At 70.1% G+C, this 12,692-nt stretch carries 13 protein-coding genes; 7 read left to right on the top strand and 6 right to left on the bottom strand.

Annotated elements, in window-relative coordinates:
• Nucleotides 1-2: 2 nt before the first annotated feature.
• Nucleotides 3-1,346 (top strand): hypothetical protein, encoded by a 1,344-nt coding sequence (locus tag G8A07_RS21175; RefSeq protein WP_195793937.1) that lies wholly within the window; start codon nt 3-5, stop codon nt 1,344-1,346.
• Nucleotide 1,347: 1 nt separating this feature from the next.
• On the opposite strand, the gene G8A07_RS21170 is transcribed toward G8A07_RS21175, so the two are convergent.
• Together G8A07_RS21170 and G8A07_RS21165 are read right to left on the bottom strand one after the other, a co-directional pair.
• Entirely contained in the window at nt 1,348-1,536 is a 189-nt protein-coding gene (locus G8A07_RS21170; protein ID WP_195793936.1) for a hypothetical protein, read from the bottom strand.
• 36 nt (nt 1,537-1,572) lie between these two features.
• Entirely contained in the window at nt 1,573-2,580 is a 1,008-nt protein-coding gene (locus G8A07_RS21165; RefSeq protein ID WP_195793935.1) for a LysR family transcriptional regulator, read from the bottom strand.
• Nucleotides 2,581-2,688: 108 nt separating this feature from the next.
• Here G8A07_RS21165 and G8A07_RS21160 point away from each other — a divergent pair, with 108 nt between their 5' ends.
• Nucleotides 2,689-3,696, top strand: a complete 1,008-nt coding sequence (locus G8A07_RS21160; RefSeq protein WP_195793934.1) for an NAD(P)-dependent alcohol dehydrogenase — start codon at nt 2,689-2,691, stop codon at nt 3,694-3,696.
• A gap of 314 nt (nt 3,697-4,010) precedes the next feature.
• On the opposite strand, the gene G8A07_RS21155 is transcribed toward G8A07_RS21160, so the two are convergent.
• Genes G8A07_RS21155 through G8A07_RS21140 form a run of 4 tightly spaced genes read right to left on the bottom strand, consistent with a single transcriptional unit; the run spans nt 4,011 to nt 8,655 of the window.
• Nucleotides 4,011-5,246: an ArgE/DapE family deacylase gene (locus G8A07_RS21155; protein WP_195793933.1), complete on the bottom strand. Its 1,236-nt coding sequence runs from the start codon at nt 5,244-5,246 to the stop codon at nt 4,011-4,013.
• A 3-nt stretch (nt 5,247-5,249) separates the two neighbouring features.
• Nucleotides 5,250-7,016 (bottom strand): 2-oxo-4-hydroxy-4-carboxy-5-ureidoimidazoline decarboxylase, encoded by a 1,767-nt coding sequence (gene uraD, locus G8A07_RS21150; protein ID WP_371816385.1) that lies wholly within the window; start codon nt 7,014-7,016, stop codon nt 5,250-5,252.
• Nucleotides 7,013-7,981 (bottom strand): allantoinase PuuE, encoded by a 969-nt coding sequence (gene puuE, locus G8A07_RS21145; protein ID WP_195793931.1) that lies wholly within the window; start codon nt 7,979-7,981, stop codon nt 7,013-7,015. The genes uraD and puuE overlap by 4 nt, the downstream gene beginning before the upstream one ends.
• Complete coding sequence (locus tag G8A07_RS21140) at nt 7,978-8,655, bottom strand: GntR family transcriptional regulator (protein ID WP_195793930.1); 678 nt, start codon at nt 8,653-8,655, stop codon at nt 7,978-7,980. Before G8A07_RS21140 ends, puuE begins: the two co-directional genes overlap by 4 nt.
• Before the next feature lie 98 nt (nt 8,656-8,753).
• On the opposite strand from G8A07_RS21140, the gene uraH reads away from it, so the two are divergent.
• The 5 genes from uraH to G8A07_RS21115 all read left to right on the top strand — a co-directional run bounded on the left by uraH (nt 8,754) and on the right by G8A07_RS21115 (nt 12,631).
• Nucleotides 8,754-9,110, top strand: a complete 357-nt coding sequence (uraH, locus tag G8A07_RS21135) for a hydroxyisourate hydrolase (RefSeq protein WP_195793929.1) — start codon at nt 8,754-8,756, stop codon at nt 9,108-9,110.
• Between the two features lie 4 nt (nt 9,111-9,114).
• Nucleotides 9,115-9,930, top strand: coding sequence for a xanthine dehydrogenase accessory protein XdhC (xdhC, locus tag G8A07_RS21130; RefSeq protein WP_195793928.1), 816 nt, complete (start codon nt 9,115-9,117; stop codon nt 9,928-9,930).
• A 148-nt stretch (nt 9,931-10,078) separates the two neighbouring features.
• On the top strand, nt 10,079-10,747 hold the full coding sequence (locus G8A07_RS21125; protein ID WP_195793927.1) for a lamin tail domain-containing protein: 669 nt from the start codon (nt 10,079-10,081) through the stop codon (nt 10,745-10,747).
• A gap of 17 nt (nt 10,748-10,764) precedes the next feature.
• Nucleotides 10,765-11,739 carry an SdiA-regulated domain-containing protein gene (locus G8A07_RS21120; protein ID WP_213086183.1) on the top strand — a complete coding sequence of 325 codons (975 nt, stop codon included), beginning with the start codon at nt 10,765-10,767 and terminating at the stop codon, nt 11,737-11,739.
• A 100-nt stretch (nt 11,740-11,839) separates the two neighbouring features.
• A complete protein-coding gene (locus G8A07_RS21115) occupies nt 11,840-12,631 on the top strand; it encodes a transporter substrate-binding domain-containing protein (RefSeq protein ID WP_195793926.1) in 792 nt (263 codons plus the stop codon).
• The last annotated feature ends 61 nt before the right edge of the window (nt 12,632-12,692 follow it).

Genomic DNA, 12,692 nt, shown 5'->3' with positions numbered 1-12,692 from the left:
TCATGCGGCGCCTGTCCTGCCTGTTCCTGACGCTGCTGCTGTTGGCTGGCCTTGCGCGGCCGGCGCGGGCCGGCGGCGTCGAGCCCTGCGAATACGCATCGGTGTTCCCCGGCGCGGCGCTGAATGTGCTGGTGCTGCCCTACCGCTATGAGCCGCCGGCCGCCGCCGCGGCCTATGGCGGCAGCGCGGCGCCGGTGCAGGAACTGCAGCTGGCGAGCCGGCAGCTGGCCTCGCTGGTGCATCTGGAAACGCTGATGGGGTTGCTGAAGTACGGCTCGATCGGCGCGAAGAACCTGCTCAGCGAGCCGGGCCAGGTCTGCGATGTGGACCGGGTGCTGGCACGCATCGGCAAGCCCGGCGGCAGCGGCGCGCTGAAGCCGGGGCAGGCCGCGGTGCTGGTCTGGGGGCGCTTGTTCGAGCAGGGCGGCGAGTTCTATCTGCAGAGCTATCTGCGCTTCGTGCGCCAGGGCCCGCACGGCCCGGTGGATGAGCGCCTGGGCTTCGAGATCGCGCCGGGCCTGCCGCGCCTGGAGGCGGGGCTGCCGGCGCAGGCCCTGGCCTTCGCGCCGCGGCGCATCGGCCGATCGGAGCTGGCGCGGGTGGACCGCGACTTTCGCCAGGCGATGCTGCTGCGCCAGCAGCCGCGCGCCGATGCGCCGGGGCGCTCGCTGGACTTCCGCCCGCATGAGGCCTTTGCCTACTGGATCACCGCGGCGCGCGGCGACTGGATGCAGCTGCAGCCGATGGGCGGCGGGCCGGCCGGCTGGGTGCAGGTGCGCGGCGAGGCGGCGCCGGACTGGTCGCTGCAGCGCTGGCTGCCGGAGCTGGCCTTTGTCGACGCGGTGGCCGGCTTCATGCGGCTGCGTACGACGACGCAGCCGGTCGGCGCGGCGGAGCGCCAGCGCACGCTGCGCGCGATCGAGGCCGGGCTGGCGCGCTACGAGCAGGCGCTGGCCGCCGAGCTGGCGCCGCTGCCCTGGGGCCTGGCCGCGGCGCTGCGCGGCTGGCTGGCCTGGGAGCGCGGCGAGCGCGAGGCGGCGCTGGGCTTCTTCGAGCGCAGCCGCGAGCTGATGCCCGACTATGCCGGTGCGCGCCAGCTGGCGGCGCTGGCCCGCGCGGCGAGCACGGCGCCGCTGGGCAAGGCCGGCAGCGAGCGCCTGACGCGCGAGCTGATGGCCGCGCTGGCGCTGGCGCCGGAGCGGCCCGAGCTGCTGGGCAATCTGGAGCAGCTGCTGACCCTGTTCGCGACACGTCGCGGCGACTGGAGCCCCTACGGCCCCGAGCAGCTGGCCGAGCGGCTGGAGATCCTGCGCGGCGCGGCGGCGGCTGCCACCGGCTCGCGCTGAGTTATTTGCAGGTGAAGCTCTTCGCGTTGACCTCCTTGACCTGGCCGGCGCCGCAGGTGGCGAGGGCCTGCTCGCTCAGCTTGGCGACATCGCTCGGCTGGGCGCTGCTGCTATGCGGGGTGATGACGCAAGCGCTGGTGAGCAGGGCGGCGGCGGTGCTCAGGGTCAGGAGGGCGAGGCGCTGGATCATGGCTTGGCTATGGGGTGGTGAGGGAAGCGGCGCAGTCTAGGCGCGGCGGGGTCGGGTCTTGCCGGCGCTCCGACGCAGCGTCGATCCGTCGGGACAGGCTGCATCGGGGGCCGATGAACCGTCACCGTTCCGCCCGGCCGGGGCCGGCGGCGACAGGGTGTCGGCGAAGCGCTCGGCCAGGAAGTCGACGAAGCTGCGCAGCTTGGGCGCGCGGTAGCGATCCGGCAGGTAGACCACATGGGTCGGCCGGCTGGGCAGCACGAAGTCCGGCAGCAGGCGTACCAGGCGCCCGGCGCGCACATCGGCCTCCAGCAGAATGGCGGGCTGCAGGATGATGCCCAGCCCGTGCAGGGCCGCGGCGCGCAAGGCCTGACCCTGGTTGACCTGCAGCCGGCCGCCGACCGGCACCCGGTGTTCGCTGCCGTCGGGGCCGACCATGCGCCAGGGCGCCAGCGCGGTGGCGCTGAAGGCCAGGCATTCATGCGCCGCCAGGTCTTCCGGCTGTTTCGGCGTGCCGCGGCGCGCCAGGTAGTCCGGCGCGGCGCAGATCATCAGGCAATAGGGCGCCAGCGGCCGGGCGACCAGGTCCGAGGCCTCCGGCAGCGGGCCGACGCGCACCGCGGCCTCGAAGCCCTCCTCGACCAGATCGACGACGCGGTCGGACAGCACCAGGTCGACCTCGACCTCGGGGTAGCGCGCCAGGTAGTCGGGCAGGGCGGGCATCAGCACCTCGCTGCCGAAGCTGACCGGCGCGCTGACGCGCAGCCGCCCGGCCGGCGCCAGCTGCAGATGCTGGGCCTGGGCATCGGTCTCGGCCACCAGGCGCAGGATCTCCTTGCAGCGCAGGTAGTAGTCCTGGCCGAAGGCGGTCAGGTGCTGGCGCCGGGTGGTGCGGTTCAGCAGCTTCATGCGCAGGCGCTGCTCCAGCGCGCGCAGATGGTTGCCGGCCATCGTCGAGGAGATGTCGCAGGCCGTGGCGGCGGCGCTGAGGCTGCCCTTCTCCACCGCCAGCACATAGACCTTCATGCTGTCGAGTAGATCCATGATTGGCAAGTCCTGATTTCAAATGATAGAAGTAGTGCGGAGTTTATTTCCATCTGCTTGCAAATGAGACTGGCGACTCATCTCTCAGCAACAAGCAAGGAACTGCACATGAAGGTCATCGAACTGAACGGCCCCTCGCTGGAAGCGCTGCGCCGCGCCGAGCGCCCCGAGCCCACGGCCGCCCGGGGTCAGGTCTTGCTGCGGCTGCGCGCCGCGGCGTTGAACTATCTCGATGTGGCGGTGGCCACCGGCGCCTTCCCGGTGCCGCAGTTCCCGCTGATCCCGGTGGCCGATGGGGCCGGCGAGGTGGTGGCGCTGGGCGAGGGGGTCGAGGACCTGGCCATCGGCGACCGGGTCGTGCCGCATTTCATGCCCAACTGGCAGGGCGGGGCGATCACGCCCTTCAGCATCGCGGCGATGCGTGGCGTCAACCTGCCGGGCTCGCTGGCCGAGTATGTGGCGGTGCCGGCGACCAGCATGCTGCGCCTGCCCGGGCATCTGGACTTCATGCAGGGCGCGACCCTGCCGGTCGCGGCGACCACCGCCTGGAACGCGGTGCGCTCGGCCGCGCTGCGGCCCGGCTCGGTGGTGCTGCTGCTCGGCACCGGCGGCGTCAGCCTGTTCGCGCTGCAGTTCGCCAAGGCCAGCGGCGCGACGGTGATCCTGGCCTCGTCCTCGGACGAGAAGCTGGAGCGCGCGCGCCGCCTGGGCGCCGATCACCTGATCAACTACCGCGCGGCGCCGGCCTGGGACGAGGAGGTGTTGCGCCTGACCGGCGGGCGCGGCGCCGACCTGGTGGTCGAGACCGTGGGCCATGCGACCTGGGCGCGCTCGCTGAACGCGGCGGCGACCGGTGGCACCCTGTTCACCGTCGGCTTCGTCACCGGCACCGGTGTTTCGATCGACCTGCTGCCGATCATCGTCAAGGGCCTGCGCATCGTCGGCAACAACACCGGCTCGGTGGCCGACCTGGCCGAGGCGCTGCGGGCGATCGAGGCGCACCGCATCGTGCCGGTGGTGGACCGGGTGTTCGACATCCACGAAGTGGACGGCGCCTATGCCGAACTGGCCGCCGGCGGCAGGCATTTCGGGAAGATTGCGATTGCCTTGCCCTGAGCGGAACTCGCTAAGCCCTGCCCCGCAAGACTGCAGCGGTGCCTGCAGACCCGGCCCCGCCAGTTGCCGGGCGACTGTGTGGGGCCGAGGAGCACAGCGGCGCGGGGCGCGCGCGTCAGCGCGCTTCAAGGTCTGACTGGGCGCTACTGTTTGACCGCAGCGAGCCGCAGGCGAGCGTAGGGAGTTGAGCGCCCGCCCCGCGGCGCGAGCACCGCAGGGCAGTCTTGCCGGCAGTGATGCCGGCAAGACCCCCGCATCGGAGCCCGGCGGCTGGCGGGGCCGGGTCTGCACCCACCCAGTTCTCCAACGAAATGCTAGCCCGCGTGCAGCAGCTCCAGCAGACTGCGCGCCACCACCTTGGTGGCGCGCCGCAGGTCTTCCAGCACCAGATGCTCGTCGGCACGCTTGGCATTGCTCTCGAGCACCGTGCGCGGCCCGGCGCCGTAGATCGCGGCGGGGATGCCGGCCTCGCCGTAGAGGCGCACATCGGTGTAGAGCGGCGTGCCCGAGGTCGGGATCTCCTCGCCGAAGACCTCGCGGCCATGCTTTTGCAGCGCGTCGACCAGGGGCTTGTTGCCGGGCAGGGGCTGCAGCGAGCGGGCCAGCAGCAATTTTTTGATCTCGACCGTGATGCCGGGGCAGCCGGCCGCGGCCTTGGCAATCACCTCGCGGATGTTGGCTTCCACCGCGACCGGATCCTCCTCGGGGATCATGCGGCGGTCCAGCTTCATTGTGACCTTGCCGGGCACGACATTGGTGTTGGTGCCGCCCTCGATGCGGCCGACGTTCAGGTAAGGATGCTTGATGCCCGCGACCCGGCTGCTGACCTTTTTGTACTCGGCGTTCTGCGCATAGAGCGCGTTCAGGATCGCGACCGCGCCCTGCAGCGCGTCAACGCCGGTGTCGGGAATGGCGGCATGGGCCATCCTGCCGTGCACCGTGACCTCCATCTGCAGGCAGCCGTTGTGCGCGGTCACGACCTGATAGCTGAAGCCGGCGGCCAGCAGGAAGTCGGGCTTGGTCAGGCCCTGCTTCAGCAGCCAGCCGGGGCCCAGCTCGCCGCCGAACTCCTCGTCGTAGGTGAAGTGCAGCTCGACGCCGCCCTTCAAGGGCGCGCCCAGCGCTTCGAGCGCGCGCAGCGCGAAGGTGTAGGTCGCGAAATCACTCTTGCTGACCGCGCTGGCGCGGCCATAGAGCTTGCCGTCGGCAATGTCGCCGCTGTAGGGGCCATGGGTCCAGCCCTCGCCGGGCGGCACCACATCGCCATGGGCGTTCAGCGCGATGACCGGGCCGCCCTCGGCGAAGCGGCGGCGCACGATCAGGTTGGTGATCGACTGCAGGCCGTAGTCCCTGACCTCGGCCTCGGGCACCGCATGCTTCTCGGCCTGGTAGCCGAAGGCCTGTAGCAGCTCGGCGGTGCGCTCGGCATGCGGCGCGTTGTTGCCGGGCGGGGTGTCGGTCGGCACCTGGACCAGGGCCTGCAGGAAGCGCACCTGCTCGTCGAAATGCGCGTCGATCCAGGCGTCGAGTTGGGTGTAATGAGTGTCCATGGCTCAGAGGTTCTCGAGCAGCTGCTGGAAGGCGCGCACGCAGAGTTCCGCGTCGTCGTTGCTGATCGCTTCCAGCGGGTTATGGCTGATGCCGGAATTCAGGCCGCGCAGGAACAGCATGGCCTGGGGCATCGCCTCGTGCAGCTTCATCGCGTCATGGCCGGCGCCGGAGGGCATGCGGAACACCGGCAGGCCCAGGCCCTCGACGACCTGTTCCCAGCGGCGCTGCCAGGCCGGATCGCTGGGCGCGGCGCTGGCGTTCTCGGTGGGCGTGATGCTGAAGCTCAGGCCGCGGCGCGCGCAGATCCGGGCCAGCTCGGCCTGCACATCGGCATCCAGCGCATCGCGCGCGGTGTTGGTGGTGGCGCGTAGGTCCAGGCTGAACTTGCAGCGGCCGGGCACGACATTGATCGAGCCGGCCGGCACTTCCAGCATGCCGACGGTGCCGACCACATCGGGCACGGCAGAGGCGCGCCTCTCCACATAAAGGATCAGCTCCGCCACCGCGGCGGCCGCATCGCGGCGCCGGTCCATCGGTGTGGTGCCGGCATGCGAGGCCATGCCCTGGATCTCGCAGAGGTAGCGCACGCTGCCGTTGATCGAGGTGACGATGCCCAGCGGCAGGTCCAGTTCGTTGAGCACCGGGCCCTGCTCGATATGCAACTCGACGAAGCCGCGATAGCGCTGCGGGTCGCGTACCAGGGCCCGGATCGCCTCCATCGTTGCCGGCAGGCCGGCGCCCAGCATCGCGTCGCGCATGCTGACGCCCTGGGCATCCTGCTGGTCCAGCCATTCGGGCTTGAAGCGGTCGATCAGCGCGCCGGAACCGAGGAAGGTCGCCTTGTAGCGCTGACCTTCCTCCTCGGCGAAGCCGACCACCTCCAGGCCATAGGGCAGGCGCTGTCCGGCGCGCTGCAGCTCGCGCACGCAGAGCATCGGCACCAGGATGCCCAGCCGGCCGTCGTATTTGCCGGCATTGCGCACGGTGTCGTAATGACTGCCGGTCAGCAGGCGCGGGGCGCTTGGGTCGCTGCCGTGATAGATGCCGACGACATTGCCCACCGCGTCGATCGTCACCTCGTCGAAGCCGCAGTCCTCGCGCATCCAGCTCAGCAGCCGGGCGGCCACGGCGCGGTGCGCGTCGGTCAGGTAGGTGACGGTCAGTTGGCCCTGTTCCTTGAAGCCGGGGTCGGAGTGGACGGCCAACTGCTCGGCCCAGTCCCAGACCTGGTTGCCGAGCGTGGGCTCGATGCCGAACTTGTCATTGAGGCGGATCTCGGCGATGCGATGGATGTTGCGCAGGCATTCCGCGCGCTCGAAGTCCGGGTGGCCGGCCAGGCGCCGCGCGAAGGTGGCGATGATCTCGGCCTTGGCCAAGCCCTGGCCGCGCGGGCCGCGCACCGCCAGGATGAAGGGCCAGCCGAACTTGGCCTTGTAGTCGGCGTTGAGCCGCTGGATGCGCGCGAACTCCTCGGGCGTGCAGGCGGTCAGGCCGGCCTGGCTCTGCTCGTTGGTGGATTCGGCGGTCAGGGTCTTGGCCACCATGGCCTTGCCGGCCAGTTCGGGGTGGGCGCGGATCAGGCCCAGTTGCTCGTCGAGCGAGGCCTCGCGCACCACAGCGGCCAGCGCATGCTTGAGCTGGGGCAGGGTCAGATAAGGCCGCTTCGCGGCTGCGCGCTCGGCGATCCAGGGCGAATGTTCGTAGGTACCGTCCAGCAGCGCGACGAACTCGGCCGGGCCGGCGGCGTTCAGTTGATCCAGTGTCATCATTCCCATACGAAGGCCTTGGATGCGTCGAAAGGATGGGTGGCGCGCCAATGCCGCGCGATGTCCACGCGGCGGCAGACCCAGACGCGGTCATGCTTCTCGATATGGTCGAGGAAACGCTGCAGCGCGCGCAGGCGCCCCGGCCGGCCCAGCAGCCGGCAATGCATGCCGATGCTCATCATCTTGGGCGCCTCATCGCCCTCGGCATAGAGCACATCGAAGCTGTCGCGCAGGTACTCATAAAACTCGTCGCCATGGCTGAAGCCCTGCGGCAGCGCGAAACGCATGTCGTTGCAGTCCAGCGTATAGGGCACGACCAGGTGCGGCGCCAGCTGGCCGTCGCTCTTCTTGACCTGCAGCCAGAAGGGCAGGTCGTCGCCGTAGTAGTCGCTGTCGTATTCGAAGCCGCCGTAGTCGGCGACGAGCCGGCGCGTGTTGGGGCTGTCGCGGCCGGTGTACCAGCCCGAGGCCCGCTCGCCGGTCAGGCGCTGGATGATGTCCATGCCCTGGTCCATATGCAGGCGCTCGGTGGCCGCATCGAGGTTCTGGTAATGGATCCAACGCCAGCCATGGCAGGCGATCTCGTGATTCAGCTCCTTGAAGGCCTGGGTCAGCTCCGGATGCCGCTCCAGCGCCATCGAGACGCCGAACACCGTCAGCGGCAGCGCGCGCTTCTCGAACTCCTTCAAGAGGCGCCAGACGCCGACCCGCGAGCCGTACTCGTAGATCCCTTCCATGCTCAGGTGCCGGGCCGGGTAGGCGGCCGGGTTGAACATCTCGGAGAGGAACTGCTCGGACCCGGCATCGCCATGCAGCACCGAGTTCTCGCCGCCTTCCTCGTAGTTCAGCACGAACTGCACCGCGATGCGCGCCTGGCCGGGCCATTGCGCATGCGGCGGATGCTCGCCGTAGCCGATCAGGTCGCGCGGGTAGCGCGAGGTCTGGACATTGCTGCTGCTACTACTCATAAGCTGCTCAAAGCCTCTTTCAGATCCTTGACGCGCGGATTCAGCCGCAGGTTGGCCTCGACATGGCCCAGGTGCGCGCTCATCAGCTTCTGCACCGCCTTGCGGTCCTTGGTCTCCAGCGCGTCGACTATTGATTCATGCTCGGCCTGCGACTCCGCGGCCGAATGCGAGCTCTGGTACATCAGCGCGATCAGGGAACTGCGCGACAGCAGGTCCGACAGCATCTCGGCCAGCACCTCGTTGCCCAGCATCTGGGCCAAGAGCACATGGAAATCGGCCAGCAGCCTTGTGCGGCCCGGCACATCGGTGCGGGCCACCGCCTCGCGCTCCTGCTTCAGGTGCGCGCGCAGCTGCTTGATCTGGGCGGGGGTGATGCGCTCCACCAACTGGGTCAGCATCGCGGCCTCCAGCATCTGGCGGGTCTCGAAGACCTGGCGCGCCTCCTCGATGCTGGGCTCGGCCACGAAGGCGCCGCGCGCCGGATGCAGGGTCACCAGCCGGTCCCGGCTCAGCTGGTTCAGCGCCTGGCGCACCAGGGTGCGCGAGCAGCTGTAGATGTCGGCCAGCTTCTGCTCGGCCAGCTTGGTGCCGGGCATCAGCCGGCGCTCGACGATCGCGGCCGTGATCGAGGCGGCGATGCGGGCGGTGGTGCTTGATTCCTGGTCGACGCTCATTGCATGGGAAGGAGAAACTGCCGGCAGAGTAAATGAATCTGTGCGCAGAAGTGTATACACTTTGCCGAAGAACTGGATCATCACAAGGACTCGCAACAATGGGCAAGCTGACCACCCATGTGCTGGATACCATGCATGGCAGCCCGGCCGCCGGCATGGCGGTGGCGCTGTACCGGCTGGACGCCACCGGCGCCGCGCAGCCGATCAAGCGCCTGAGCCTGAATGCCGACGGCCGCGCCGACGCGCCGCTGCTGGAGGGCGATGCCCTGCAGGCCGGCCGCTACCGCCTGGTGTTCGGCGTCGCGGCCTATTTCAAGGGGCGCGGCGTGCAGCTGCCCGAGCCGGCCTTCCTGGACGAGGTGCCGCTGGACTTCGGCATCGCCGACACCGCGGCGCATTACCACGTGCCGCTGCTGGCTTCGCCCTGGAGCTATTCCACCTACCGCGGCAGCTGATGCCATGAGGCCCTGGCAGGAACTCGCCTTGCTGCTGGCCGTCGAGCCGGCGGTGCTGGTGCGGGTCGAGTCGGTGCAGGGCAGCGGGCCGCGCGAGGTCGGGGCCTGGATGGCGGTGGGGCGAGAGGCCCTGGTCGCGACGATCGGCGGCGGGCATCTGGAGTTCGAAGCGATCGCGCAGGCGCGCGCCATCCTGGCCGCGGGCCGGGTGGCCGAGGCCCGGCGGCGCTTCGCCCTCGGGCCGAGCCTGGGCCAATGCTGCGGCGGCGTGGTGGAGCTGGGCTTCGAGCTGCTGGGGGCGGCCGACATCCCGGCGCTGAAGGCGCGCCTGGCCGATGCCGAGCCGCGCCTGCCGGTGGCCCTGTTCGGCGGCGGCCATGTGGGCCGGGCCCTGATGCGGCTGCTGGGCGAGCTGCCGGCCGAGGTGTTCTGGATCGACAGCCGCGACGAGATATTCCCCGCGGCGCTGCCGGAAAACACGCGCGCCGAGCATTCCGACCCGGTGCAGGCCGCGGTGCAAGACCTGACCCCGGGATCGCGGGTGCTGGTCATGAGCTTCAGCCATGCCGAGGACCTGGACATCGTCGCCGCCTGCCTGCAGCGCCGGCGCGAACGCGGCGATCTGCCCTTCATCGGCCTGATCGGCAGCAAGAGCAAATGGGCCACCTTCCGGCACCGCCTGGAGGCCCGGGGCTTCACCGCCGAGGAGCTGGCGGCCGTCACCTGCCCGATCGGCGTGCCGGGCATCGCCGGCAAGCAGCCCGCGGTGATCGCGGTGGCGGTGGCGGCGCAGCTGCTGCAGGGCTGGAGCGGCACCTGAGATCCTTGCCGCGAGATCCCTGACTTGAGGGGGAGTCACGCGGCCGTCACGCTCTCGTCTCCCCGCTGTCACGCGCCCTGCCTACCTTCTCGTCCCGATCCGGCCCCGAATCCCCGGGCCGACGACCCATCGACGAGGAGTCCTCCCCATGCAGAAGAACACGAGCATTGCCCGCCGCGCGCTGAGCACGGCCGCGCTGGCCCTGTGCGCCGCCGGCGCGCAGGCACAGGTCCAGATCACCGAGTGGCTGTACAACACCTCGGAATTCATCGAGTTCACCAACCTGGGCCAGAGCGCCGTCAGCTTCGCCGGCTGGTCCTTCGACGACGACTCGCGCCTGGCCGGCACGGTGAGCCTGTCGGCCTTCGGCCTGGTGAAGGCGGGCGAGTCGGTGATCCTGACCGAGGACGATGCCGAGGAGTTCCGCGCCGCCTGGGGCCTGGGCGCCGGCGTCAAGATCATCGGCGGCAACAAGACCAACCTGGGTCGCCAGGACGAGATCAATCTGTTCGACGCCGGCGGCCAGCTGGCCGACCGCCTGAGCTATGGCGACCAGAGCCGCGGCACGGTGCGCGCCGACACCGCCAGCGGCAACCCGCTGAGCCTGGCCGGCCTGAACCAGACCACGCCGACCAGCTGGGTGCTGGCCAGCGCCGGCGATGCCTATGGCTCCAAGCTGGCCGCCAATGGCGGCATCGGCAACCCCGGCCATTTCGCGCTGGCCCCGGTGCCGGAACCCTCCAGCTATGCGCTGCTGGCCGCCGGCCTGGCCGTGGTGGCGGGTGTGGCGCGCCGTCGCGGCCGTGCCGCGCGCTGAACGGGAGGCTTCAACTCATGAAAAGCAAGCTGAACCTGCTGGCGGCGCTGGCCGCCGCCTCGATGCTGTTGCTGGCCGGCGGCCAGGCCGCGGCCGCGCCGGCCGCCTCGCTGAACCTGGCCAACTACAAGGTCGGCGCCAACCATGCGATCGACGCGCTGGGCGGCCTGGGCCTGGAGGCCTCGGCCGTGACCTATGCGCGTGACCGCGGCAGCCTGTTCGTCGTCGGCGACGAGGGCCTGGGCGTGGTGGAGCTGTCGCTGAGCGGCAAGACCCTGTCGACGATGCGTTTCTCGGGCTGGCCCGAGGCGAGCAAGAACCATGACGCCGAGGGCCTGGCCTATCTGGGCAACGGCCAGCTGGTGGTGGTCGAGGAGCGCCTGCAGGATGCCTATCGCTTCGGCTACACGGCCGGCGGCAGCGTCAACCTGGCCAACGCGCCCTCCGTGTCCTTCGGCGGCAATGCCGGCAATCTGGGCACCGAAGGCATCGCCTACGACCCGCGTAACGGCGGCAGCTTCGTCACCGTGAAGCAGGACAACCCGCAGGCCCTGCTGGCCGGCGGCCTGAGCTTCGCGGCCGGCGGCGGCATCTCGAGCATGCTGCCGCTGTTCGATGCCGATGCCAAGCTGGGCCTGGCCAGCCTGTCGGACGTGGCGACCCTGGCCGGCGTCGACGCGCTGGCCGGCGGCGCGGCGGCCGACCATCTGCTGGTGCTGAGCCTGGACTCGCGCCGCCTGGTCGAGATCGACCGCCGCGGCAACACCCTGTCGAGCTTCGACCTCTCGGGCGTCACCAATCAGGCGATCGAGGGCGTGACGATCGACGAGAAGGGCGTGATCTATCTGGTGGCCGAGGACAGCGGCACGCCCAACTCGCGCCTGATCGTGCTGAACCCGACCGCGCCGGTGCCGGAGCCGGCCTCGGTGGCGCTGATGCTGGCGGGCCTGGGCCTGCTGGGCTGGCGCGCGCGGCGCTCAGCCCGGCGCTGACGCAGGCCCCGCGGCGCGGCCGGGGAGGGCCGCGCCGCGCAGGGTCTTCGCGAAGTGGGTAGCATCGGTGCGATTCCACTCACTTCCCATCGATCACGCCATGCGCAACAACAAGCTCTCCACCCTGGCCCTGCTGGCGCTGCTGGCCGGCAGTTCCCTGGTCGCCAGCGCGGCCGACCTGCTCGACGAGGCCAAGCAGCGCGGCAGCCTGCGCATCGCGGTGGAGGGCACCTACCCGCCCTTCAACTACCGCGAGGACGGCAAGCTGACCGGCTTCGATGTCGAGATCGCCGAGGGCATCGCCGCCAAGCTGGGCCTGAAGCCCGAGTTCACCACCACCGAGTGGAGCGGCATCCTGGCCGGCCTGCAGGCCGGCAAGTACGACATCATCGTCAACCAGGTCGCGGCCACCGAGGTGCGGCGCCAGACCTTCGACTTCAGCGATCCCTATGTGGTGTCCAGCCCGCAGCTGGTGGTGCGCGCCAACGAGACCCGCGCGCTGAAGACGCCCGAGGACCTGAAGGGCAAGAAGGTCGGCGTGGGCCAGGGCAGCAACTATGCCGAGCTGGCGCGCTCGATCGCCGGCGTCGATGTCAAGGTCTACCCGGGCGCGACCGAATACCTGCAGGACCTGGCCAGCGGCCGCATCGACGCGGCGCTGAACGACAGCCTGCTGATCCCCTACCTGGCCGCCAAGACCAAGCTGCCGGTCAAGGCCGGCGCGCCGCTGGGCCAGGCGACCAGCAACGCGATCCCCTTCCGCAAGGACAACCCGAAGTTCAAGGCCGCGATCGACAAGGCCCTGGCCGACATGAAGGCCGACGGCAGCTTCGCCAAGATCTCCGCCAAGTGGTTCGGCCGCGACGTCAGCAAGCCGCCGGTGGCGCAGTAAGTAAACTCCTGCCCCAGGGGCCAAGAATACGGCCCTAACATCAGACCGCCCCCGCCCGGGG

This window comes from Roseateles sp. DAIF2, from assembly GCF_015624425.1.
GTDB lineage: Bacteria > Pseudomonadota > Gammaproteobacteria > Burkholderiales > Burkholderiaceae_C > Kinneretia.
The sequence above is the reverse complement of the archived record's forward strand: the minus strand, read 5'-3'. Positions and strand labels throughout refer to the sequence as shown.